The following is a 24,775-nucleotide window of genomic DNA, read 5'->3' as shown; positions in this document are numbered from 1 at the left end:
TTTCGCAACAATTAAAAACCTCGCACCACTCCGTTAATACGAAAGAACCCGCAAAACCAACCCCATCAGGTGCCCACAGGGCACCTGCGCACCACCTTTGTGCATTTTTTTGCTGAATAACGCGGCATTCCTCACGTTTTACGTAATAAATCCTACAGACGATGTAACAAACCGTTTATTGATAACTCAAGTGCGGCAAGTCCCCGAGTTGATGGTTTGGCTCGATGGGCATGAATCGAGTGTATTTCTACGTTAAGGATGTCGAGTGCCGAATCAGCCCTCAACCGATCGCCTGTGTTATATCCAGAAAATAGGCGCCGCCCTGCTCTGCCTGTGTGCGCTGCCGGTGGCCGCCGCCGAGGGACCGCAGCTCGGTCAGGAAGCCCTGCGCCTGCAGCAACAACAGCAGCGCGACTTGCAACAACTGCAACTCGAGCAACGCCAGCGGCAGATACAAAGAGGCAGTTTCGGCGCGCAACCGGCCACACCGGCCTTGCCTGAGGGGGTCGCCAAAGACCAACGCTGCTGGTCCTTGCGCGGTACACGCGTGGCCGGTGTGACCTTGTTCAGTAACGCTGAGCTGAACAAACACGTCGAACCCTATGTGGCCGCCTGCATGGGCGTCACCCAGATCAACCGCCTGTTGGCCGAGATTACCCGCCTGTACGTTGAGGCCGGCTACATCGCCAGCCGCCCGTACCTGATCAGCACGCCGGCCGCTGGGCACCCGCTGGATATTCACGTCGAAGAAGGCTACGTCGAAGCCGTCGAATTGACTGACCAGAGCCTGCCCGTGTCGTTACGCGGAGCGTTTCCCGGGATGCTCGGCAAGCCGCTGAACCTGCGCGACCTGGAACAAGGCCTGGACCAGCTCAATCGCCTGCGCTCGGTGGACCTCACCGCCGACATCGCCCCTGGCAGCGAACCTGGCGCATCGCGAATCATCCTGCACTCGCGCAGCACGGCCTCGCGTTGGGGGCTCGGACTGGGTGTGGATAACCTCGGCAGCGCCGGCACCGGCCGTGATCGCAATGCCATCAGCCTGAGCCTGGACAGCCCGTTGGAACTCAACGATTCGCTCAACCTGAGCTTCAGCGACACGCTCAATCACGGCCCGCGCTACAGCCGCAGCAACAGCCTGTTTTATTCCATCCCTTACGGCTACTGGACCTACAGCCTGTTCGCCAGCCATGCCGAATACCGCTCGCCCTTCAAGCTCAGCAGCGCCACGTTTTATAACAGCGGCCGCACCGATCAGGTCAGCTTGCGCACCGACCGGGTGTTGTGGCGCGACCAGGGCCATCAACTCAGCGCCAACCTGCAACTGGCCTACAAGGACGTCGACAGCTACCTGCAAAAGGTTCGCCTGGGCATCCAGAGCCCAACGCTGACCGTGGCCGAGGCCGGCGTGAACCTGTTCTGGCTCAACAGCGCGGTGTGGAACCTCGACGTCAATTACGCCCAAGGCCTGACCTGGTTCGGCGCCGATCGCGATGCCGACCACGTGCAGAAAAACCTGCCTCAGGCGCAATTCCACAAGTACCGCGCCAACCTGACTCAATGGCGCAACGGCCAATGGCTGGGCCAACCGTGGCAGTGGCAGAGCCAGCTGTCGGCGCAATACAGCCCGGACACGCTGCCCGCCATTGAACAACTGCTGGGCACCGACGACTCGGCCGTGCGTGGCTACCGCGAAAACAGCGCGTCGGGAGCCATCGGCGCGGTATGGCGCAACACCTTGCGCCTGCCGCTCAACAGCGACCTGGCGGTCAAGATCACGCCACGCCTGGGCCTGGACAACGGCTGGGTCAAACGCGAACACGGCGCCCAAGGCCAACGCCTGAGCGCTGCCAGTGCCGGGCTCAACCTGAGCTGGAAGAACGTGCAGCTCGACCTCGATTACCAACGCAACCTCAACACCCCCGCAGGTTTTGCCCAGGAGCCGGATGTGTGGCTGACGCGCCTGAGCCTGCAAATATGAGCCGATATCTGTTTAGCCTGAAATAACCGTAATCCCTGACCACCACAGCAGCGTTGCAACGAACAACGCACGTCGCGGATCAGCCAACACAGAGCGAAATTATTTATGCCGACTGACACACATACGTTTCACCTTTCACCTCAAGGCAGACTGCGCTGGGCCATCGCCAGCCTGTTTCTGCTGCCGCAACTGGTGGTGGCCGCAGGGTTGACCGTCGTCGAAGGGCCCGGCGGTACGCCGCAACTGCAAAACCAGGGGGGCGTGCCGATCATCAACATCGTCGCGCCGAATGCCGGTGGCCTGTCCCATAACCAGTTTCTGGACTACAACGTCGACCGCCAGGGCGTCGTGCTGAACAACGCCTTGCAGGCCGGCCAATCCCAACTCGCCGGGCAGTTGGCAGCCAACCCGCAGTTCCAGGGCCAGGCGGCGAGCGTGATCCTCAACGAAGTGATCAGCCGCAACGCCTCAACCCTCAACGGCGCCCAGGAGATTTTTGGCCGGGCGGCCGACTATGTGCTGGCCAACCCTAACGGCATCTCTGTCAACGGCGGCAGTTTCATCAACACCCCGAATGCCAGCCTGGTGGTGGGCCGCCCTGAACTCAACGACGGCAAGCTGCAAGCCTTGAACACCCGTGATGCCCGTGGCCAGCTGACGGTACAAGGCCAAGGCCTGCAAAACCGCGAGGGTTCGATCAACCTGATCGCGCCGCGCATCGACAGCGACGGTCGCCTGAGTGCGCGTGATCAATTGAACCTCACCGTCGGCCGCAACCAGGTCGACTACGCCAGCGGCCAGGTGCGCCAGGTAGACCCGGCCAGCAAAACCCAGGACCAGCGTATCGACGCCCGTCTGTTCGGGGCGATGCAGGCCGGGCGCATCAACATCGTCAGCACCGCCGACGGCGCCGGCGTGCGCGTGGGTGCCGTAAACGTGGAGGGGCGTGATGGGGTGAAGATCAGCTCGGCCGGCGACCTCGATATCAGCGGCCAAGTCCACGCCAACAGCCTCGACGCCACCCGCGCGAGCGTGCAAAGCCGCCAGGGCGATGTCGACGTGCACAGCGCCAAGGACCTGAGCCTGGCCGCCACCGATGTCAGCGCGCGCAACGTCAAACTCGACGCCGGCCGCAACCTGACGCTTGGCAGCCTGGAAAGCCGCAAGCTCCAGGAAAAGCGTGAACAGTGGGACAACAGCAACTTCCTGTTCACCTATGAAACCTATGACCGCACCACCACCGACAAGGACTCTCGCCAGCACGGCAACAAGGTCGTAGCGCAACAGGACGCAGCGCTGTCGTCCGGCGCCAAAACCGAGATCAAAGCCAGCAACGTGGAAGCGGGGGCTGCTTTACACGTCAACAGCGGCGCCGACCTTCAGGTGATCGCTGCCACCGAAACCCATGAAACACGCGATCAGGGCAATCATCGCAAGCACCTGTGGAAAGCCAACTGGGACACCTCCAGCAGCGAACAGCGCAGCGTCACCAGCAGCCTCAAGGCCGGCAAGGCCCTGGAGCTGACCAGCCAGCAGAAACTGCAATTGCAAGGCGCCGAGCTGAAAACACCGGGTGACCTCCAATTGGCCGCCCGCCAAGTGGACATCACCAGCGCCAGCCGCACTCAGCGCAGCAGTAATACCGCGTACTCCGGCGACCTGACAGGTGGCAGCTTCTTCGGCAAAAACGGCGACGGGGATAAAGGCAAAACCTTGAACACCGGCAGCAAGGTCAACGCCGACGGCAAGCTGATCGTCAAGGCGGATGAAGTGCGCATCAGCGGCAGCCAGGCCCGTGGCGGCAAACAGGCCAGCGTGATCAGCGACAAAGGTTCGCTGGTGATCGACGGCGTACAAGACACGTCCCACGACAATAGCTACAGCAAGGACAGCAAATTCTTCGGCATCTCCAAGGATGAAAGCCGCCAGAACCTCAAGGACAGCACCGTGGTTGCCAGCAACCTGCGCTCGGACAGCAACCTCAAGCTGCAAAGCGCCAAGGACATCCACGTCAGCGGCTCACACGTGTCCGCCGCCGGTGAACTGCAGGCGGATGCCAAAGGTGATATCAAGGTCACTGCTGCTGAAAACACCTCCCACAACACCACCAGCACCCACACCCGAGGCTTTGAGGGCTACGCCAGGGAAACCGCCGATGGAACCCGTCAGTACCGCGCCGGCGTGAGCTACGAAGACCAGCAACACACCAACAAGACCGACACCACGCAACAGCAGGCGTCCAGCCTCAGCGGCGGCAGCGTAGCCGTTACAGCCGGTGGCGACGTAAGCATCAAGGGCTCCGACCTCAAGGCCACCGAGGGCGATGCGACCTTGAGCGGCAAAAACGTCGAACTGCTCTCGGCCCATGACAGCACTCACAGCGACACCGACCAGACCACCATCGGCGGCGGCGTCTACTACACCGCAGGCCTTGACCGCGCCGGCAACGGCGCGCAGTTCAGCCACCACAGCAGCAATGACACCCGCAGTACAACCACCGCGCAAACCAGCAACGTCGCGGCGGCCGGCAAACTGACCCTCAACGCCGGCAACACCCTCACCAGCCAGGGCGCGCAGGTCCAGGCCGGTGCCGAGTTAGTGGTCAATGCAGGTCAGGTCGATAACCAGGCGGCGCACAACAGCGAGACCAGCACCCACAAGGAGAACGGTTGGACCGCCGATGTCGGCGCCAATGTCGAATACAAAGGTGTCACCCGGCCTATCGAAAAAGCGATCGAAGGCATGGCCCAGGCCAAATTCCATCAGCCAGGTTTGCTCGATGCCTTCGAGCAACCCAATGTCGGACTGGATGTGGAAGTCGGTCATACCAGCAAAAGTCGCACACAGCAGGACAGCACGGCCGTGGTCAGCCAGTTCAGTGGTGCCACGGTGCAGGTCAATGTTGCCGGCAAGTTGCAGGATGAAGGCACTCAATACCGCGCCACCGATGGCGGCCTGAAGATCGATGCCGGCGAGCATGTCGCCACGGCGGCGGCCAATACCCACAGCAGCAGCGAGCAAGGCGTGGACGCCAAGGCGGGCGTGCGGGTCTACACCACCACCGGTGAAGACCTGAACCTACGCGGCAGCGGCACAGGCGGCAGCAGCGACGTGAGCCAAACCGCCAGCACGGCGGTGGTCGGCAGCTACGCCGCCACCCAAGGCGTGAACATCGAGGCCAAGGGCGATGCACGTTATGAGGGCAGCCAGTTCAACGGTGGCCAGGCGGGCATCAACCTCAAGGCGGGGGGTGAGTTGGCGCTCAATCAGGCCAACGATACCCAGAGCGAAACCAGCAGCAGTCTGCGCGGCAATGGTTCATTGACCGTGGGCACGGCGCCAGGCGCGAACGGCACAAACGTCAACCTCGGTGCCGGTGTGCAGTTGGACCATAAGCAACTGGACACCCGCGACAGCCAGGCACGTGTCGCGACGCTTCAGGGCAGCGGGCCCATCGCACTCAGCAGCGGCGGCGACATGACCCTGCAAGGCACCCAGTTCGGCAGCAGCACCGCCAACACCGGCGATATCAACCTGACTTCCGGCGGCAAGCTGGACCTGCAGGCGGCAACCGACACCCACGTGAGTAACGGCAGCAACCTGGGCGGCGGCCTGACCGTCGGTGCCGGCAAGACCAGCAGTGCCGAAAGCAGCGGCAAGACCGGCAACCTGAGCGCCAACTTCAACATCGGCAAGGTCGCCGAAAACGATCAGACTGCAGTCGTTGGGCAGTTGCACAGCAACGGCAAGGTCAGCCTCGCCAGCGGCGCGGATGCGAAGGATGCCATCCACTTGCAAGGTACGCAGATCACCGCCGCCAACGTCAAACTCGACGCGCAAAAAGGCGGCGTCCTGCAAGAGTCGGCGCAGTCCACTCAGGCCCATGACAGCTGGGGCGTCACCCTCGGCGCGGGCGGCAGTGGCGGCAAGACCACCCTGGCCGATGCCGGTGAGCACGACACACCCAAGACCCAACTTGGCATCAATGCCCGGGCCAAGGTCGATGTGGATCACCTGCAAAGCACTGCACAGCACGACAGCCTGATCAAGGCAGATAGCGTGACGATCAACAGTGCCGGCGATACCCACCTGGCTGGCGCACGGATCGAAGCGGGTCAGGTGAGCGGCAAGGTTGGCGGAGACTTGGTGGTCGAGAGTCGCCAGGACCACATCAGCAGTACTCAGGTCAATGTCGATGCCAAGCTCGACGTCGAGAAAAACCAGCCCGGCGTGGTCAACAAACTGGCCAAGACCACCGGGCCGCTCAAGGACAAGGTGCAAGCCAAGGCCGAGGGCGCCTTCGACAAGCACCGCGAAAAGCTGGAGAACGCCGTCGACAAGGGCACCGAACACCTCGCTTCGGCCAAGGAAAACGTGGCCAACGCCAAGGAGCGCCTGGGCGAGAAACTCACCCGTAGCGACAGCTACGACGTGAACCCGCAACCCCGTGGAGCGATCGGTACCCGCGTCGACAAGGCCAAGACGTACCTCGCGGACAAGAAGGATGCTTTGGGCTCTCACCTGTCCAACCTCAAGGATAAGGTTTGGCCAAAAACCAGTGACAGCGTTGCCGTCAGTGGCAAGAACACCCCTGGCAGCTCGGTGGCTGATACCGCAGAAAGCGTGCTGTTCGGTGACAAGAGCGGTAAAACCACTTACACCCCGACCTTGAACCTGGATGTCAGCCGTGTCGCCAAAGACAGCGTCACTCAAGCGTCCGGTATCCGGGGTACTCAGGGCGTCAATCTGCAGGTGAGCGGTGAAACGCACCTGACCGGCGCACGGATCAGCGCGCCGGCAGGCAACGTCGATCTGGGCGGTTCCAAGGTGAAGGCAACGACGTTGGCAGGCAGCGATTATCGCGTCGATGTCGGGCTGAACGTTTCAAAATCACCGGTCAACCTGGTGCTGGGCGCCAAGGACGAATTAACCCAGAAACAGGACGACGCCACACGTAAGGATCAAGCCATCAACCTTGGGCCGCTGCGGGTAGGCGGGCACAGTGACAGCCAGCAATTGCAGGCGGGGATTGATCAGGACGTCAACTAAGCAGCAATGCCCCGGTGGAAAAGGTTAAGCCCGTTTTCACCGGGGTAAACATTTCTAAATGTTTCTTCATAAAGCCAAACCGTCATTAAACAGACACATCCCAGGAATTAAATCGTCACGTCTTAGACAGGTGGACCTATCCACTTACCCCTTCCTTGAGGTGTTGTCGTGATGTTGCCGAGCAAAAAAAGTCTGTCCGTTTTGTTGACCGCCCTGTGCCTGAGCGGCGTGGCCCACGCCACTGACGTTACCGGTGCCGGGTCGAGCTTCGTCTACCCGGTGCTGTCCAAGTGGTCACAGGACTACAGCAAGAACTCCAGCAACCGCATCAACTACCAGTCAATCGGCTCCGGCGGCGGTATCGCCCAAATCAAGGCGGCCACCGTTGACTTCGGCGCCTCTGACGCGCCGCTGTCCGCCGACGAACTCAAAGCCGGCGGCCTGGGCCAGTTCCCCAGCGTGATTGGCGGCATCGTGCCGGTGATGAACGTCGAAGGTGTGGCCGCAGGCCAGTTGAAACTCGATGGTGACGTCCTGGCGAAGATCTTTCTCGGTGACATCAAGGCCTGGAACGACCCGGCAATTGCTGCGCTCAACCCCGGCTTGAACCTGCCGGTGGCGAACATCACCGTGGTGCACCGCTCCGACGGCTCGGGCACTTCGTACAACTTCACCAACTACCTGTCCAAAGTCAGCGAGAGCTGGAAAACCAAGATCGGCTTCGGCACCACCGTGCCTTGGCCGGTCGGCGTGGGTGGCAAGGGTAACGAAGGCGTTTCTGCCTACGTGAAGCAGATCAAAAACTCCATCGGCTTTGTGGAATACGCCTACGCCTTACAGAACAAGATGACGTACGCCCAGTTGAAGAATGCTTCGGGGAAGTTCGTCAAACCTGACGCCAAGGCGTTCCAGGCCGCCGCTGACACCGCCGACTGGGCCAACGCCAAAGACTTCAACCTGATCATGACCAACGCGCCAGGCGAAGGCGCGTGGCCAATTACGGCCACCACCTGGATCATCATGTACAAGCAGCCCAAGAACGCCGAGCAGAGCCAGGCGGCGTTCAGCTTCTTCAAGTGGTCACTGGAAAAAGGTCAGCAACAGGCAGCGGCACTGGACTACGTAGCATTGCCGGACTCTCTGGTGACGCGAATCGAAGGTTACTGGAAGTCTGACTTCACCAACTGATTCGCCCTATGACCGCCTTCCTCATTGCTTGAGGAAGGCGGTGAGCACATCTGATATGAACGAAAGCGTCCAAACCCTGGTTATGACAACTCACGCGGGCGACTCACGGAGCGACAGCCGCGCGGCCCGCGATCAACGCCACGATCTATGGTTCAAACGCACACTGTTCGGCGCAGCCATGTTGGTGTTACTGCTGCTGGCAGCCATTGCAGCCTCGACGCTTTGGGGAGGCGCACTCGCGTTCAAGACCTTTGGTTTCGATTTCATCACCAGCACCGAGTGGGATGCGGTCAATAACCACTTTGGCGCCGTGGTGCCGATCTACGGCACCCTGGTGACCTCGTTTCTGGCCTTGCTGATTGCCGTCCCGGTCAGTTTCGGCATTGCGATTTTTCTCACGGAAGTCGCGCCGCCCTGGCTGAAGATGCCGGTCGCCTCAGCCATTGAATTGCTCGCTGGTATTCCATCGATCATCTATGGCATGTGGGGCCTGTTCGTTTTCGGGCCGTTTATGGCCGAACACCTGTCGCCCTTGATCAATGACTACCTGGGCGCCCTGCCCTTTGTCGGCTCGCTGTTCCAGGGCCCACCGCTGGGGATTGGCATGCTGACCGCCGGCATCGTGCTGGCGGTGATGATCATGCCGTTTATCACGTCGGTGATGCATGAGGTGTTTCGCAGTGTGCCGACACAGTTGAAAGAATCCGCCTACGCCTTGGGCAGCACCACGTGGGAAGTGGTGTGGGACATCGTCTTGCCCTACACCCGGTCGGCGGTGGTCGGCGGCATCTTTCTCGGCCTGGGTCGTGCCCTTGGCGAGACCATGGCCGTGACCTTCGTACTGGGTAACGCCCAGCAGTTTTCCGCCTCGTTGCTGATGCCCAGCAGTTCCATCGCGTCCGTCATCGCCAACGAGTTCAGCGAGGCCTACACCGACCTGCATCGCTCGGCGCTGATCGCCTTGGGCTTCCTGCTGTTTATCGTGACCTTCATCGTACTGGCATTGGCGCGGTTGATGCTGATGCGCCTGTCGCGTAAGGAAGGGCTATGAACGCGAACGAACGCCTTTATCGAACACGCGCGCTTAAAAACGGCGTGGCCATGTTCCTCAGTTGCGGCGCTACGGCCTTTGGCCTGCTGTGGCTGGCGTGGATTTTAGTGACGACCATCATCAACGGCTTCCAGGCGCTCAACCTGCGCCTGTTTACCCAGATGACCCCACCGCCCGGCACCGAAGGCGGCCTGGCCAATGCGTTTTATGGCAGCGCACTGATGTCCGCTATCGCGTTGCTGATCGGCACACCCATCGGACTGATGGCGGGCATCTGGTTGGCAGAGTTCGCACGACACTCGCGGCTGGGAACTACCGTGCGGTTCATCAACGACATCCTGCTGTCCGCGCCGTCAATTGTGCTGGGGCTGTTCATCTACACCGGCGTCATCTTGCCGCTGAACCTGCTGACCAATCATCAGGTCGGCTTTTCTGCCATCGCGGGGGCATTGGCCTTGGCCCTGCTGGTAATTCCGGTGGTGGTACGCACCACCGATGAAATGCTCCAGCTACAACCCTCGACCATGCGCGAGGCGGCCCTGGCACTGGGTGTGCCGCAATGGAAGCTGACGCTGCAGATCGTGTTGAGGGCGGCCAAAGCCGGCGTGGTCACCGGCATCCTGCTCGCGCTGGCCAGGATTACCGGGGAAACGGCCCCGCTGCTGTTCACCGCCTTCGGCAATCAGTTCTGGAGCAGCAACCTGCTCAAGCCGATTGCCAGTGTGCCTGTGGTTATTTTCCAGTACGCCATGAGCCCGTTCGACGACTGGCATGCGCTCGCGTGGGCCGGTGCATTGGTCCTCACGCTGTTCGTGCTGGTACTCAGCCTGGCATCCCGCCTGATTCTTTTACGCAATAGGTCTCACTGATGGACGCCACCGGCATTGCTCACGAAAAAACCAAAATCCAGGTGCGCGGGTTGGAGTTTTTCTACAACAACCAACGCTCCCTGAAATCCATCGACATCGACATTCCGGAAAAGCGCATCACCGCCATCATCGGTCCCTCGGGCTGCGGCAAGTCCACCTTGCTGCGGGTGTTCAATCGCATCTACTCGATGTACCCCAAGCAGGAAGCGCGTGGCGAAGTGCTGCTCAATGGCGAAAACATCCTCGCCCCCGGCTACTCGATGAACCGCCTGCGCAGCCATGTGGGCATGGTGTTCCAGAAGCCCGTGCCGTTTCCAATGTCGATCTTCGACAACATCGCCTACGCGGTGCGCCATCATGAAAAATTGTCCCGGCGTGAAATGAATGACCGCGTCGAGCAAGCCTTGCGCGGCGGCGCCCTGTGGGATGAAGTGAAAGACAAACTCAACCAGAGCGCGCAGAGCCTCTCGGGTGGCCAGCAACAGCGACTGTGCATCGCGCGCACCATTGCCCTGCGACCGCAGGTGTTACTGCTGGACGAACCGACCTCAGCGCTCGACCCCATCTCGACCGGGCGTATCGAGCAGTTGATTACAGAGTTGAAGACGCAATACACGGTGATCATCGTGACCCACAACATGCAGCAAGCCGCGCGGGTGTCGGACAACACCGCGTTCATGTTCATGGGGGAATTGATTGAGTATGGGAATACGGACGAGATCTTCACCAAGCCGCAGATGAAGCAGACGGAGGACTATATTACCGGGCGGTTTGGTTGAGCGGACGCCAATACTCTTTAACCAAAAAATCCGGAACGCCTCATTTGCGTGAGCCGTCCGGATTTTCTAAACCGCCATAAGGCGGCGGGAATAAAGTTTTACAGGCCCTTCGAAAACACTACCTATACTGCCAGCCGTCAGTTTGCGCCTAAGAGCCAACACCTTGCAAAGAGAACTCCAACTCCTTACCTATGCCCTGTTCTTTGACAATATGCTGTTTACCTACCGTCGAATTTTTATACCTGCCATACAGACCTGTGCTCATGATTTCACCCACCTTTACATCCCCCTTGTCATCAGTAGTAAAGGGTGCAAAAAAACTACCGCGAGTAGGCGCTATCTGCGAGCTTTTATTTATTTTCGCGCCGTATTGTTCGACGAAGCCAGCGTCACTACCCGCTAGCGCAACATTCTGATCGACGTGTATATCTTTGACATGTTGTTTTGGCCCAGGGTTACCAGGATCCGTAACATCCTGAACATAGGCGCTCAACATTCGCGGGGCTGCGGGGTCTCGTTCGACAGTAAGTTCATACTTATTGCCAAACTTAAAGTCCACCAAGGTGCTATTGCTCGCGCCTGTTACCCCATCAAATTCAGCACGCCCTTTGGGCGCATTGAAATGCGGGCCATATCCGGAAAAAATAATCAGCGCCTTGCCATCCCCTCGGGGTTGCATCCCGATATAGCCACGACCAAGGGCTGTACCTTTCTCAGTATTGACGCCGAACATCATCGCGTAGTAAATCCCTGCGTCCTTGTCAGCCTTTTTTTGAAGACCTTCGTCGATAATGATAGGGAACGTAATGTTGCTCAACCCAGGGCGCGGAGCGGCAAGCGAGTACTTCACACCAAACAATCCGTTGGGGGATGTGAACTCTTTCTTCATTTCAAATTTTGGATCGCTTACTTTATCGAGCACTGAGGCATCGGAAATAAGCGGAGTATGCGAAGCACTGTCTTCAGATTTTTTTACCGTCACACTCGCTGGCGATTGTGTTGGCAGTTGAACATGTATTGCTTGTGGAGAAAGTTGCGAACGGTAGATATTCATAACAACCACAGCCCTCTTTTGGAACAGCCATCAATAGGCATCAATGCAATGCCCGTTCATAGGCATGGTTATAAGGCCTCACACGCATCAATAGTGCTGACACCGATGAATGCCCTAGCGGTGTGAACGTCGTCATTGTCGGCTGTAAATAATTGCTGATTTCGATCAAGGCAACTGACGACTTGTACGCACATTTCACGATATGACAGTAAATGGCTGACACCAAACCGCGCTATCAGAAAGAGCGCTCGGACGGCGTGGACTTTTCCTAAAGCAGATAAGGTCTATAACTGACAATTGCGGGAGATATATCTGAGTTGCCCATCACTCAAGACATTCTATTGAAACCTCGCGTAGCGAACGCCGCGACGGCACGCCCCCTGCACCGGCTTTAGTGGTAACCCCTCACCCAGGCTCTACTTCTCAACCAAATCCCAGGCAAAAAAAAACCCGGAAATCCTCACTTGCGTGGGCCTTCCGGATTTTCTAAACCGCCAAAAATGGTGGGTCGTGTGGGATTCGAACCTACGACCAATTGGTTAAAAGCCAACTGCTCTACCAACTGAGCTAACGACCCGCTGTGTTGTGGCGCGTATAATACTGATTTCTAAGGATTATTCAACACCTTATTTGAAATAAATCAGAAATAACGCGTTGGGTCTGTAATTCCGGCCGTTTGGAAGCCTTCTGCACGCAGTCGGCAAGCGTCACATTTCCCACAAGCACGGCCAGCATCGTCTGCCTGGTAGCAGGAAACAGTCAGCGCGTAATCCACGCCAAGTCCTACGCCAGCCTTCACAATGTCTGCCTTGCTCATGTTCTGCAGCGGGGCCTGGATACGAAAGCCCTGCCCTTCCACACCAGCCTTGGTCGCCAGGTTGGCCATGCGCTCGAATGACTCGACGTACTCTGGACGGCAGTCCGGATAACCGTTGTAGTCCAGTGCATTGACGCCGATGAAGATGTCACGGGCATTCAATACTTCGGCCCAACCAAGGGCCAGCGACAGGAACACGGTATTGCGCGCCGGCACGTAGGTCAGCGGGATGCCTTCGCTGGGCGCCTCGGGCACATCGATGCTGCTGTCGGTAAGGGCCGAGCCGCCGATGCCATTGAGGTTGAGTCCGATCACTTTGTGCTCGACCACACTCAGGTCACGGGCGACACGCGCGGCGGCGTCCAGCTCGGCGCGGTGGCGTTGGCCGTAGTCGAAGCTCATGGTGTAGCAGCGGTAGCCTTGCGCCTGCGCCATGGCAACCATGGTGGCGGAGTCAAGGCCGCCGGACAGCAAGATGACGGCGCGTTTTTGATCCGTCATGTCAGCGCCCCGGCTCGTCATTCCACAGGTATTTATGCAACTGCAATTGCAGGCGTACCGGCAGGTTGTCCGCCACGACCCAGTCGGCCAGGTCGCGGGCGTTCAGATCATGATGGCTCGGCGAGAACAGTACTTCGCCGGCACGGCGGTCGAGGCCGTATTGGATCAGCTTGGAAGCCGCCCAGTCATAATCGTCACGCGAACAGATCACGAACTTGACCTGATCGTTGGCCGTCAGCAGATCGATGTTCTCGTAAAGGTTACGGTGCGCTTCCTTGGAGCCTGGCGTCTTCAGATCGACCACTCGGCTTACGCGCGAATCCACACCAGAGATGTCCAGGGCACCGCTGGTCTCCAGCGAGACTTCGTAACCGGCATCACACAGTTGCTTGAGCAACGGGATGGCATTGGGCTGGGCCAGAGGCTCGCCACCGGTCACACAGACGTAGCGCGGCTTGAAGCCGGCAACCTGCTCAAGGATATCGTCGAGAGTGCGCACAGTGCCGCCACTGAAAGCGTAGGCGCTGTCACAGTATTGGCAACGCAACGGGCAACCGGTCAGCCGTACAAATACGGTGGGCAGGCCAGCGGTTCGCGTTTCACCCTGCAACGAGTAAAAAACTTCGGTAATACGTAATGTGTCTTGCATAGTCGCCACGGGCGTAACAGCTAAACAGGCTGTCCGCCTCCGTCAGGCACTTCAAGGGATTGCGCCAACGCGCCAACCCCGGGAAGCGTGTTTCATAAAAGGGCGTGGATTCTAACGAAAAAACCCGCGCCAGGCGCGGGTTTCTTCTAAACGGGCTACATCGCTTACAAGCGCTGTAGATCCCGCTGGGCCAACTGGGCAGCAGACGTACCCGGATATTGGGCAACCACTTGCTGCAGAATGCCTTTGACCTTGTCGGTATGACCCAGGCGGCGCTCTACGTCAGCCAGTTTGTACAGCGAGTCAGGCACCTTGGCGTGCTTTGGGTACAGCTGGCTGACCTTGGCAAATGCCTGGCCCGCCGCTTGTAAATCACCCTTTGCCAGGTTCACCTCACCCAACCAGTACTGGGCATTGCCCGCGTATTGGCTGTTCGGGTATTTGCGCAGGAATGCGGTAAAAGCCTGGCTGGCCTTATCGAAATCCTTGGCTTTGATCAGGTCGAAGGCTGCATCGTAATACAGTTTTTCCTTCGCCGGATCACCCGGTTCGCTGCTCGCGGCAGGGGCTTGGCCAGCAGCCGCTGCCCCTGCTGCGGCACCACCGGCGGCAGCGCTTGGCGCACCACCGGCAGAAGAATTATCAGGAGTTGCGGCAGGTGTTACGCCGGCTCCAATACGTCGATCAAGATCCTGGTAACGCTCCAGGCCTTCTTGCTTCAGCTGGTTCACTTGATTCTGCAGAACTTCAATGGTGCCTTGTTGCTGCGACAATTGATCCTGCATGCGTTGCAGCTGGTTGAACAGTTCGCCCTGTGCCGAGGGGGCGGACGTAGCCGCCCCCCCAGCATAGGCGCCGTTCGTGCCATAACCCGCTGGCGGATAACTGCTCCCGCTATTGTTATAGCCAGAGTTGCTATCTTCCACAGGAACCGCAGCCCACACCGCAAGCGGTGCGAGGCTGAGAGCCAATACAGTTAGAGCACGACGGCACGTTCGCATGACGAATTACTTACGCAGTTCGACGCGACGGTTTTGAGCCCAGGACTGCTCGTCGTGGCCAGTAGCAACTGGACGCTCTTTACCGTAGGAAACCAGTTCCAGTTGGCCCGGAGCAACACCTTGCAGTACCAGGTAGCGCTGAACGGCTTTCGCACGACGCTCGCCCAGTGCCATGTTGTACTCACGAGTACCACGTTCGTCGGTGTTACCTTCCAGAACAACGCGAGCGCCGTTAGCTTTCAGGTCCTTCGCGTGAACGTCCAGAGCGCGCATGGCTTCTGGCTTCAGGTCCGAACTGTCGTATTCGAAGTAGAAAGTGGTGATAGCGCGCAGAGCAGCTTCTTCGCTCAGGGAGCCGTCAACTGCACCAGTGTTAGCGCCGTAACCAGCGTTTGGATCAACAGCTGCGCCTTCACCGGCATTGTCGCCGCCTTTAGACGAGCAACCAACGGCTACGGACAGAGCCAGAGCCAGAGCAGCAAACTTACCAAACTTCAGCATTTCCATCGTGAAACTCCTAATGAACCCCAGTGTGTTAAGCAAATCTTTTTGTAGCGCCGCGTCAGTTCAGGTAAGGGGACCAGGACGGTTCTCTGACTTCGCCTTGTGCGGTAGGAAGCGGGAGCCTTACGCGTCCATTAATGGACACGAGCATCAAGACTCCCCGGCCCTGCTGGCGGGTGGCGTAGATTACCATGGTGCCGTTGGGCGCAACAGTAGCTGACTCATCAAGGTTGGTGTCTGTGAGGATTTTTACCGTTCCACGCTGCAAATCCTGGGCCGCAACCCGGAAATTAGTGAAACCATCCTGACGGTGAATCATCACCAACGTCTTTTCATCAGCCGAAAGCTTAGGGTTGGCATTGTAGTTACCAATAAAGGTCACGCGTTCTGCGCCACCGCCACCTACGCTTGTTTTGTAGATTTGAGGCTTGCCGCCACGGTCAGAGGTGAAATAGATGGTCGAACCATCCTTACCCCAGAACGGTTCGGTGTTGATGCCCGGGCCGCTGGTAACTCGGCTGATCTGGCGCGAAGCCATGTTCATCACGTAGATATCCGGGTTGCCATCCTTGGACAGCACGAATGCCAGGCGCGAACCATCCGGTGACCATGCAGGTGCGCCGTTGAGGCCTTCGAAGTTGGTGATCTGCTCACGACGGCCAGTATCGATGTGCTGGACGAAGATACGCGGACGGCGCTGTTCGAAAGACACGTAGGCAATACGCTTGCCATCCGGCGCAAAGCGCGGCGACAGGATTGGCTCACGGGACTGCAGCAAGGTCACGGCGCGTGCACCGTCGTAGTCCGAGCGCTGCAACGTATAACGAGTGTTGTCTACAGAGAAACGCTCAGCCGTTACATAAAGCAGGCGTGTCGAGAACGCACCTTTGATACCGGTGAGTTTTTCAAACGACTGGTCCGAGATGTAGTGGGCCATGTCCCGCAGTTGTTCGGCGGTGCCCGATACGCTGCCGGTCAAGACCTGCTGCTCGGTAGCCACGTTGAACAACGTGTACTGGATCTGCAGGCGACCACCGGCTGGCGTGATATTGCCGACCATCAGGTACTGGGCGCCAACGGCCTTCCAGTCACGGAACACAACTTCGCTGGCCTGGTTCGGCTGGCTGATCATGTTGCCTTTCGGAATCGGCGCGTAGTAGCCGGAGTTGCGCAGGTCGTCGCTGACGATCTGGGCCATGTCGTCCGGCAGCACGCTGCCGCCCTGCCAGCCGAACGGTACTACCGCGATCGGGGTGGCCCGATCGCTACCGCTGGTGACCAGGATGTTCTTTTCATCCGCCGCCGCTATCCCTGCCATACAGCAAATAACGACAAGCATTCCTCGAAGAAGGTTTCTCACAAGGCTAGATCCTCAGGTGTGAATGTCATCTTGAATGAACGATAGGGAGCGAAGTCGCTTGGTTTCATTCCCTGCATCTCGGTCAACCGGCCAATGTTCTTGACCGCGGCAACCGCCGAACTGTCGAACGAACCGTCACCACTGGACTTGGCCACGCTGACCGAAGTCACCGTACCGTCCGGCAACATGCCGATCTGCAGCACTACTGTCATACCTTTGCGTGCCGAAGGTGGACGTGTCCAGCCTTCCGCTGCCCGTGCCCGAATCAGGTCGTCGAAACTGCCCGCGACTTCATCACCACGTTCATCGGCCAAGGCTTGCTGACGCTGCGGCGTGTCGGAAAGCAAATCTGCCAAGGCCTGGGCCTTTTTCTCTTCGGCGGATTTACGTGCTGCTTCCTGGGCCTTTTTCTTGGTGGCGTCGGCGGCAGCTTTCTTCTTCGCGTCGTCGGCGATCTTTTTCTTCGCCTCGTCTGCTTCAGCTTTTTTCTTGGCGTCTTCGGCGGCTTTCTTCTTCGCGTCTTCGACTATCTTTTTCTTGGCGTCTTCAGCGGCCTTTTTCTTGGCCTCTTCTTCGGCCGCTTTTTTGGCTTCTTCTTCAGACTTCTTCTTGGCTATATCAGCCAATTGTTTCTCTTCAGCCTTTTTAGCTTCGGCAGCTTTGTCGGCTTTCTTGGCTTCATCAGCCTTTTTCGCCTCGTCAGCTTTCTTGGCTTCGTCAGCCTTTTTCGATTCCTCGGCCTTTTGAGCCGCCTCTTCTTTCTTTTGTTCCGCAGCAGCCTTCACCGCTTCCTGCTCGACCTTCTTCTGTTCCATCTGCTCGACTTCGGTCTGGCGCGCAGCCGACTTCTGGGCCTCACCCGCAATCTTCTGATTGGTCTGGGTAGTGGCCTGACTTTTCGATTTCAGCTGATACAGGGTCGCCTGCACGATCGGCTTGGCTGGCGGCAGGTCCGGGGTCATGGCAAAGCTGACGAACAGCATGCCAAACACCAGGACGTGCAGGGCAATTGCCCAGACGCTAGGCCAGAAGAAGCTTTCCGAGGCGGACGGCTCTCGCTGTTGGTGCATCAGGGCGCCTCGGTAATCAAGCCAACGTTACCGACGCCGGCCTTCTGCAGCCCACCCATGGCGCCCATGACGGAGCCATAGTCGACCACTTTGTCGCCGCGAATGAACACTTGCGTGTGCTTGCCGCCTTCGTTGCCGGACCGGATGATCTTGGTCACGGCGTCGGTCATCTGCGGCAAGGTCATGGCCTTGTCCTGCTGTTTCTGAGTGTCGACTTCGCTGCCAAGGTTCCAGTAATAGGTCTTGTCAGCCTTGATCGAAATGGTCAGGACCTGAGTGTTGTTGTCTTGCGGCAAGGCTTCGCTGGAAACCTTGGGCAGATCAACCTTCACGCCCTGATTGAGCATCGGCGCGGTCACCATGAAGATGACCAGCAGCACCAACATCACGTCGATGTAGGGCACTACGTTCATCTCGGCGACCGGCTTGCGCTTTTTGCGAGCTCGAGCGATTAAAGCCATTGGGAATTACCTGCTTATTCTTCGCTGGTGTGCACTTTACGGTGCAGGATCGCCTGGAACTCGTCGGCGAAGGTGTAGTAACGGCTGATCAAGGTTTCGCCGCGTGCGGCAAAACGGTTGTAAGCGATTACTGCTGGGATAGCAGCGAACAGGCCGATCGCGGTAGCGACCAGGGCTTCGGCGATACCCGGGGCCACAGTGGCCAAGGTCGCTTGCTGGGCCTGAGCCAGGCCACGGAAGGAGTTCATGATCCCCCAGACGGTGCCGAACAGACCGATGTACGGGCTGACGGAGCCAACGGTAGCGAGGAACGGCAGGCTCTGCTCCAGTTTCTCTTCTTCGCGTGAAATCGCGACGCGCATGGCACGGGCCACACCTTCCATGACCGCTTCAGGGTCGACGCCCGGCTGCTGACGCAGGCGCGAGAATTCCTTGAAACCGGCGCGGAAGATCTGCTCGACGCCCGAATCCGGGTCCGGGTTGCTGCCCGCCTGACGGTACAGCTTGGACAGGTCGATACCCGACCAGAAGCGCTCTTCGAAGCTCTCCAGGGCACGTCGACCGGCACGCAGCAAGTTGCTGCGCTGAAAAATCATGACCCAAGAGGTAACCGATGCGGCTACCAGGATCAGCATTACCAGTTGAACCACAACACTGGCATTGCTGACCAGGCTCCACATGGAGGAATGGTCGACGACGGTAGGTTCCACGCTAAATCTCCTGCTTTGATTGTTTACCCGCGCCGCTTACGTCGGCAAAGGCCGCACGTAGAGCTTCGGGAATGGCCCGGGGTTTCAAACTATTGGTGCGCACACAGGCCACCAGGAACTGCCCCTCACAGAGCAGCGTTGCATCCGTTGCCCGCCTGACTTGCTGTTTAAAGCGCAGGCTGACACGGTTCAATTCGATTACTTGCGCGCTGACCAGCAGCTCATCGTCCAGCCGCGCCGGCGCGTGGTAACGCGCCTCGCAGGAATGTACGACAAACAACAGGTCTTCCCCCGCAAGCGTGGATTGGGCAAAGCCCAACTCCCGTAGCCGCTCGGTTCGAGCCCGCTCCATGAACTTGAGGTAGTTGACGTAATACACGATGCCGCCAGCATCGGTGTCCTCGTAATAAACGCGACAGCGATGTACGAACGACTGATCCCCGTTTTGCGCGCGCATACTCTAGTGCTTACTCCTCAGGTTGCCAATCCGGCCAGGCAACTGTTTTTTCATTCCAAGCAACATTTCTAACGACTGAATGACGACACCAGCCACTAGGACAGCACAAACTTCAGATAAATCGACTGGCGTGACCTTTTTAATCGTCCACTGCATCGAGGAATTCGTCTACTACAGGCATCTCGCCCAATCGTGACGGAATGTTTAACCCAAAGTGCAGATAGGCGTGACGCGTGACCACTCGCCCCCGTGGCGTGCGCATGATGTAGCCCTGCTGGATCAGGTACGGCTCCAGCACATCCTCAATGGTATGGCGCTCTTCACTGATGGCGGCTGCCAGGCTGTCCACGCCCACCGGGCCACCGTCGAACTTCTCGATCATGGTCAAGAGTAGACGTCGATCCTGATGATCGAAGCCATGCTCGTCCACATCCAACAGGTTCAAAGCCAGGTCGGCCACGGCCTTGGTGATATGCCCCTTGGCCCGCACTTCGGCGAAATCGCGTACGCGACGCAACAAACGGTTGGCGATCCGTGGCGTGCCACGGGCCCGGCGGGCGATTTCGAAGGCGCCTTCCGGGTCCAGCGGCAAGCCGAGAATGCTCGCGGACCGGCTGACGATAGTCGCCAGGTCAGCGGTGCTATAGAACTCTAGACGTTGCACAATGCCGAAACGGTCTCGTAGCGGGTTGGTCAGCATGCCCGCGCGGGTGGTTGCGCCGACCAATGTGAAAGGCGGCAGGTCGAGCTTGATCGAGCGGGCCGCCGGGCCCTCGCCGATCATGATGTCGAGCTGGAAGTCTTCCATGGCCGGGTACAGCACTTCTTCGACGATCGGCGACAGCCGGTGGATCTCGTCGATAAACAGCACGTCGTGGGGTTCAAGATTGGTCAGCAACGCCGCCAGGTCACCCGGACGCTCCAGCACCGGGCCGGAGGTGGACTTGATCGACACGCCCATTTCATGGGCGATAATCATGGCCAGCGTGGTTTTACCCAGCCCCGGCGGACCGAAGATCAACGTGTGGTCGAGGGACTCACTGCGCCCGCGCGCGGCCTGGATGAACAACTCCATCTGCTCGCGCACGGTGGGCTGGCCAATGTAGTCGGCCAGGCTCAGGGGGCGGATGGCGCGGTCCTGGACCTCTTCACGGTCGCGCGGGCCGGTGGCCGCGATCAGACGATCAGCTTCAATCACTTAAATCATTCCCTTCAGGGCTCGGCGGATCATGTCTTCGCTGCTCAGGTTCTTATCCTTGATGGCCGACACTGCTTTGCTGGCCTCCTGCGGCTTGTAGCCCAGGGAGATCAACGCGCTGACGGCATCGCTTTCGGCACTGGCAACCTGCCCCACCGGCATATCCGGCTGGTTCGGCACCAGGGCAAACATGCTCGGTACGACTTCCCAGGCCTTGAAGCGATCCTTGAGTTCCACCAGCAGGCGCTCCGCGGTTTTCTTGCCGACACCCGGCACCTTGGTCAGCGCAGAGGTGTCCTGGGCCGAAACAGCGCGTACCAATTCATCCACTTCCAGGCTCGACATCAACGCCAGCGCAAGCTTGGGCCCCACGCCATTGAGGCGAATCAGTTCGCGGAAGAAGTCGCGGTCGCGCTTGCCTATGAAACCATAGAGCAATTGCGCATCTTCGCGCACCACCAGATGTGTGTGCAGCGTTATTGGCTCGCCGATCGACGGCAGGCGATAGAGGGTGGTCATGGGCACTTCCAGCTCATACCCCAACCCATTTACATCCAGAATCAGGTGCGGCGGCTGTTTTTCAGCCAGGGTGCCGCGCAAGCGTCCAATCACGGTTCAGATCCTTAAAGCTTGGGGTCAGAACAAGGCCTGACCGGAAATAACGATTGCGCTGATGCTATCAGAGACGCAGCCGCCCGCCACGACTGCGTGCCGTGCCCAGGCCATGCGGCAACAGGCTGGAGCGGGTGTGGGCATGGCAAATGGCAATGGCCAGGGCGTCGGAGGCGTCGATTTGCGGTTTTGAGGTGAGCTTGAGCATGTGCATGACCATCATCTGCACCTGCTCCTTGTTTGCCGCACCGGTGCCCACCACGGCCTGCTTGACCTGGGTCGCCGTGTATTCGGCGATTTCCATGCCCTCTTCCGCACCGGCGACGATCGCGGCGCCACGGGCCTGGCCGAGTTTCAGGGCGGAGTCGGCGTTTTTGGCCATGAAGACTTTTTCGATGCCCATGGTGACCGCCCCGTAGGTCTGGATCACTTCACGCACGCCGCGATAGACGATCTGCAGGCGCTCGGCCAACTCGCCCGCGCCAGTGCGGATGCAGCCCGAGGCGACGTAGACGCAGCCACGCGGGGTGTGTTGCACCACGCCAAAACCGGTAATGCGCGAACCGGGGTCGATACCTAGGATTAAAGTCATAACGCCTGCGGGGTGGGGGAAACACAATTCTTGCGGCCAACATCGATCAACTGTGGGAGCTGGCTTGCCTGCGATGCAGGCACCTCGGTGCGTCTTCTAAACCGAGGTGATGCTATCGCAGGCAAGCCAGCTCCCACATGTTGATCTACATCATTTTTCAGACTAGCTGTGCTGCGACTTCTTCTGGAATGTCGGCATTGGAATAAACGTTCTGCACATCGTCCAGGTCTTCGAGCATATCGAGCATCTTCAGCACTTTCTGCGCGCCGTCCAGGTCCAGCTCGGCGCTGGTGGTCGGCAGCATCACGATTTCCGCGTCAGTGCCTTTGAAACCGGCCGCTTCCAACGCGTTACGCACGGTATAGAACCCGGCAAACGAGGTGAATACGTCGATGTAGCCGTCTTCGTTGGTGACTACGTCGTCGGCGTCCGCTTCCATGGCGGCTTCGATCAGTGCGTCTTCATCCACGCCCGGTGCGAAGGAGATCTGCCCCTTGCGTTCGAACAGGTAGGCCACCGAACCGTCGGTGCCGAGGTTGCCGCCACATTTGCTGAACGCATGGCGCACGGCTGCCGCCGTACGGTTGCGGTTGTCGGTCATGCACTCGACCATCACCGCCACGCCACCCGGGCCATAGCCTTCATAGCTCAGCTCGACCATGTCGTCGGTGTCAGCTGCACCGGCACCACGCGCCACGGCGCGATCAATAATGTCGCGGCTCATGTTGGCGCCCAACGCCTTGTCCAGCGCCAGGCGCAGACGCGGGTTGGAGCCCGGGTCACCGCCACCCTGGCGAGCAGCGACGGTCAGCTCGCGAATCCACTTGGTGAAGATCTTGCCTTTCTTGGCATCCTGACGCTCTTTGCGGTGCTTGATGTTCGCCCACTTGGAATGGCCAGCCATAACACAACTCCGAAATTCTCTAGAAACCTTATCGATCCAGCCCCAGGCCGGACTTCTCTCTTTAAAGCACAACCCTTGTAACGCAAAGGCGCATCCGAAGATGCGCCTTTTTAGACTGCGTAAACCTCAGTGCGCTTTCACGCAGCGGCCTTACTCAGCCTTCGGCGCCTCACGCAGACGGATGTGCAGTTCGCGCAGGGCCTTGGCATCCACCACGCCCGGAGCCTGGGTCATGACGTCCGCAGCACTCTGGGTTTTCGGGAAGGCGATCACTTCACGGATCGACTGGGCGCCGGTCATCAGCATCACCAGACGGTCCAGACCGAACGCCAGGCCACCGTGCGGCGGCGCGCCGTATTTCAGGGCGTCGAGCAGGAAGCCGAATTTCTCTTCCTGTTCCGCTTCGTTGATGCCCAACAGGCGGAAGACCGCTTGTTGCATCTCTTTGCGGTGGATACGGATCGAACCGCCACCCAACTCAGTGCCGTTCAACACCATGTCGTAGGCGCGGGACAGAGCGCCAGCGGGGTTGGCTTCCAGCTCTTGCGGCGAGCACTTCGGCGCAGTGAACGGGTGGTGCAAGGCGCTGAAGCTGCCGTCGTCGTTCTCTTCGAACATCGGGAAGTCGACCACCCACATCGGTGCCCACTTGCAGGTCAGCAGGTCCAGGTCGTGGCCCAGCTTGATCCGCAGCGCGCCCAGGGCTTCGCTGACGATCTTGGCTTTGTCGGCACCAAAGAACACGATGTCGCCGTCAACCGCGCCAACGCGGTCGAGGATCGCGTTCAGGTTGTCCAACGGGATGTTTTTCACGATCGGCGATTGCAGACCATCAACACCGTTAGCACGCTCGTTGACCTTGATGTACGCCAGGCCTTTGGCACCGTAGATGCCGACGAACTTGGTGTAGTCGTCGATCTGTTTGCGCGGCATGCTCGCGCCGCCTGGTACACGCAGGGCGGCGATACGGCATTTAGGGTCGTTGGCCGGGCCGCTGAACACCTTGAAGTCGACTTCTTTGAGCTGGTCGGCCACGTCCACCAGTTCCAGCGGGTTACGCAGGTCTGGCTTGTCGGAACCGTAGCGGCGCATGGCTTCTTCGAAGGTCATGTGCGGGAACTCGCCGAACTCCAGGTCCAGCACTTCCTTGAACAGGTTGCGGATCATTTGTTCGGTCAGGCCCATGATCTCTTTTTCATCGAGGAAGCTGGTCTCGATGTCGATCTGGGTGAATTCAGGCTGGCGGTCGGCACGCAGGTCTTCGTCGCGGAAGCACTTGGCGATCTGGTAGTAACGGTCGAAGCCGGCCACCATCAGCAGCTGTTTGAACAACTGCGGCGATTGCGGCAAGGCGAAGAAGGAGCCGGCGTGGGTACGGCTTGGCACCAGGTAGTCACGCGCGCCTTCCGGGGTGGCCCGGGTCAGGATCGGCGTTTCGACGTCGAGGAAGCCGTTCTCGTCGAGGAAGCGGCGGATGCTGGTGGTCATGCGCGAACGCAGACGCAGCTTCTCGGCCATTTCCGGACGACGCAGGTCCAGGAAGCGGTAGCGCAGGCGCGTTTCTTCGCCCACGTCGGAATACTCGTTGAGTGGGAACGGCGGGGTTTCCGACTCGTTCAGCACTTCCAGCTCGTAGCCCAGCACTTCGATGGCGCCGGAGGCCATGTTCGCGTTCACGGCACCGGCCGGACGCAGGCGAACCTTGCCGGTGATCTTGACAACGTACTCGCTGCGCACGCGGTCGGCGGCGGCGAAGCTCTCGGCGCGGTCCGGATCGAACACCACCTGGGCCAGACCATCACGATCACGGATATCGAGGAAAATCACCCCGCCGTGGTCGCGGCGACGGTGAACCCATCCGCAAAGGGTGATTTCCTGACCTTCCAGGGTCTCGTTCAGTTGGCCGCAATAGTGGCTGCGCATCATGGTAGTGGTTTCACTTCTCGTAATTCGAAATTCGGTGGAGGC

21 protein-coding genes and 1 tRNA gene are annotated in these 24,775 nt (G+C 59.2%); 6 read left to right on the top strand and 16 right to left on the bottom strand.

The window, feature by feature from the left end:
- The first annotated feature begins 265 nt into the window (after positions 1 to 265).
- The 6 genes from ACI77D_RS06360 (at position 266) to pstB (ending at position 10,917) form a co-directional block, all read left to right on the top strand.
- A complete protein-coding gene (locus ACI77D_RS06360; protein WP_407016250.1) occupies positions 266 to 1,981 on the top strand; it encodes a ShlB/FhaC/HecB family hemolysin secretion/activation protein in 1,716 nt (571 codons plus the stop codon).
- Positions 1,982 to 2,086: 105 nt separating this feature from the next.
- Positions 2,087 to 7,030 carry a hemagglutinin repeat-containing protein gene (locus tag ACI77D_RS06355; RefSeq protein WP_407016249.1) on the top strand — a complete coding sequence of 1,648 codons (4,944 nt, stop codon included), beginning with the start codon at positions 2,087 to 2,089 and terminating at the stop codon, positions 7,028 to 7,030.
- A 171-nt stretch (positions 7,031 to 7,201) separates the two neighbouring features.
- On the top strand, positions 7,202 to 8,218 hold the full coding sequence (gene pstS, locus ACI77D_RS06350; protein ID WP_082895948.1) for a phosphate ABC transporter substrate-binding protein PstS: 1,017 nt from the start codon (positions 7,202 to 7,204) through the stop codon (positions 8,216 to 8,218).
- Between the two features lie 82 nt (positions 8,219 to 8,300).
- Positions 8,301 to 9,269, top strand: a complete 969-nt coding sequence (gene pstC / locus ACI77D_RS06345) for a phosphate ABC transporter permease subunit PstC (protein ID WP_167353738.1) — start codon at positions 8,301 to 8,303, stop codon at positions 9,267 to 9,269.
- A complete protein-coding gene (gene pstA, locus ACI77D_RS06340; protein ID WP_064453919.1) occupies positions 9,266 to 10,138 on the top strand; it encodes a phosphate ABC transporter permease PstA in 873 nt (290 codons plus the stop codon). Before pstC ends, pstA begins: the two co-directional genes overlap by 4 nt.
- The gene (gene pstB, locus ACI77D_RS06335; protein WP_064453920.1) at positions 10,138 to 10,917 is read left to right on the top strand and encodes a phosphate ABC transporter ATP-binding protein PstB; all 780 of its coding nucleotides are present in this window, start codon (positions 10,138 to 10,140) and stop codon (positions 10,915 to 10,917) included. The genes pstA and pstB overlap by 1 nt, the downstream gene beginning before the upstream one ends.
- Before the next feature lie 148 nt (positions 10,918 to 11,065).
- Here the strand turns inward: pstB and ACI77D_RS06330 are convergent, their stop codons facing one another.
- From ACI77D_RS06330 to aspS, 16 genes are all read right to left on the bottom strand, one after another.
- The gene (locus ACI77D_RS06330; protein WP_407016248.1) at positions 11,066 to 11,971 is read right to left on the bottom strand and encodes a hypothetical protein; all 906 of its coding nucleotides are present in this window, start codon (positions 11,969 to 11,971) and stop codon (positions 11,066 to 11,068) included.
- 501 nt (positions 11,972 to 12,472) lie between these two features.
- A tRNA-Lys gene (locus ACI77D_RS06325) sits at positions 12,473 to 12,548 on the bottom strand.
- A gap of 63 nt (positions 12,549 to 12,611) precedes the next feature.
- Positions 12,612 to 13,289: a 7-cyano-7-deazaguanine synthase QueC gene (gene queC / locus ACI77D_RS06320; protein WP_407016247.1), complete on the bottom strand. Its 678-nt coding sequence runs from the start codon at positions 13,287 to 13,289 to the stop codon at positions 12,612 to 12,614.
- A gap of 1 nt (position 13,290) precedes the next feature.
- The gene (gene queE, locus ACI77D_RS06315) at positions 13,291 to 13,938 is read right to left on the bottom strand and encodes a 7-carboxy-7-deazaguanine synthase QueE (RefSeq protein WP_407016246.1); all 648 of its coding nucleotides are present in this window, start codon (positions 13,936 to 13,938) and stop codon (positions 13,291 to 13,293) included.
- Between the two features lie 164 nt (positions 13,939 to 14,102).
- The gene (gene ybgF / locus ACI77D_RS06310) at positions 14,103 to 14,939 is read right to left on the bottom strand and encodes a tol-pal system protein YbgF (protein WP_064453922.1); all 837 of its coding nucleotides are present in this window, start codon (positions 14,937 to 14,939) and stop codon (positions 14,103 to 14,105) included.
- Positions 14,940 to 14,945: 6 nt separating this feature from the next.
- Positions 14,946 to 15,446 carry a peptidoglycan-associated lipoprotein Pal gene (gene pal / locus ACI77D_RS06305; RefSeq protein ID WP_003209827.1) on the bottom strand — a complete coding sequence of 167 codons (501 nt, stop codon included), beginning with the start codon at positions 15,444 to 15,446 and terminating at the stop codon, positions 14,946 to 14,948.
- 55 nt (positions 15,447 to 15,501) lie between these two features.
- Positions 15,502 to 16,782 (bottom strand): Tol-Pal system beta propeller repeat protein TolB, encoded by a 1,281-nt coding sequence (gene tolB, locus ACI77D_RS06300; RefSeq protein ID WP_152745290.1) that lies wholly within the window; start codon positions 16,780 to 16,782, stop codon positions 15,502 to 15,504.
- A gap of 17 nt (positions 16,783 to 16,799) precedes the next feature.
- Complete coding sequence (gene tolA, locus ACI77D_RS06295; protein WP_064453923.1) at positions 16,800 to 17,873, bottom strand: cell envelope integrity protein TolA; 1,074 nt, start codon at positions 17,871 to 17,873, stop codon at positions 16,800 to 16,802.
- Positions 17,873 to 18,325: a protein TolR gene (tolR, locus tag ACI77D_RS06290; protein ID WP_161630238.1), complete on the bottom strand. Its 453-nt coding sequence runs from the start codon at positions 18,323 to 18,325 to the stop codon at positions 17,873 to 17,875. Before tolR ends, tolA begins: the two co-directional genes overlap by 1 nt.
- A gap of 23 nt (positions 18,326 to 18,348) precedes the next feature.
- Positions 18,349 to 19,044, bottom strand: coding sequence for a protein TolQ (tolQ, locus tag ACI77D_RS06285; protein ID WP_024077143.1), 696 nt, complete (start codon positions 19,042 to 19,044; stop codon positions 18,349 to 18,351).
- Between the two features lies 1 nt (position 19,045).
- On the bottom strand, positions 19,046 to 19,501 hold the full coding sequence (gene ybgC, locus ACI77D_RS06280; RefSeq protein WP_221295556.1) for a tol-pal system-associated acyl-CoA thioesterase: 456 nt from the start codon (positions 19,499 to 19,501) through the stop codon (positions 19,046 to 19,048).
- Positions 19,502 to 19,640: 139 nt separating this feature from the next.
- The gene (ruvB, locus tag ACI77D_RS06275; protein WP_064453925.1) at positions 19,641 to 20,699 is read right to left on the bottom strand and encodes a Holliday junction branch migration DNA helicase RuvB; all 1,059 of its coding nucleotides are present in this window, start codon (positions 20,697 to 20,699) and stop codon (positions 19,641 to 19,643) included.
- Positions 20,700 to 21,311, bottom strand: coding sequence for a Holliday junction branch migration protein RuvA (gene ruvA, locus ACI77D_RS06270; protein ID WP_064453926.1), 612 nt, complete (start codon positions 21,309 to 21,311; stop codon positions 20,700 to 20,702).
- A 67-nt stretch (positions 21,312 to 21,378) separates the two neighbouring features.
- Complete coding sequence (ruvC, locus tag ACI77D_RS06265; RefSeq protein ID WP_407016245.1) at positions 21,379 to 21,903, bottom strand: crossover junction endodeoxyribonuclease RuvC; 525 nt, start codon at positions 21,901 to 21,903, stop codon at positions 21,379 to 21,381.
- A gap of 157 nt (positions 21,904 to 22,060) precedes the next feature.
- Positions 22,061 to 22,807, bottom strand: coding sequence for a YebC/PmpR family DNA-binding transcriptional regulator (locus ACI77D_RS06260; protein WP_407016244.1), 747 nt, complete (start codon positions 22,805 to 22,807; stop codon positions 22,061 to 22,063).
- Between the two features lie 150 nt (positions 22,808 to 22,957).
- A complete protein-coding gene (gene aspS, locus ACI77D_RS06255) occupies positions 22,958 to 24,733 on the bottom strand; it encodes an aspartate--tRNA ligase (RefSeq protein ID WP_262666179.1) in 1,776 nt (591 codons plus the stop codon).
- Positions 24,734 to 24,775 lie beyond the last annotated feature (42 nt).

The organism is Pseudomonas sp. O39, assembly GCF_045447295.1.
GTDB classification, from domain to species: Bacteria; Pseudomonadota; Gammaproteobacteria; order Pseudomonadales; family Pseudomonadaceae; genus Aquipseudomonas; species Aquipseudomonas antarctica_A.
The sequence above is the reverse complement of the archived record's forward strand: the minus strand, read 5'-3'. Positions and strand labels throughout refer to the sequence as shown.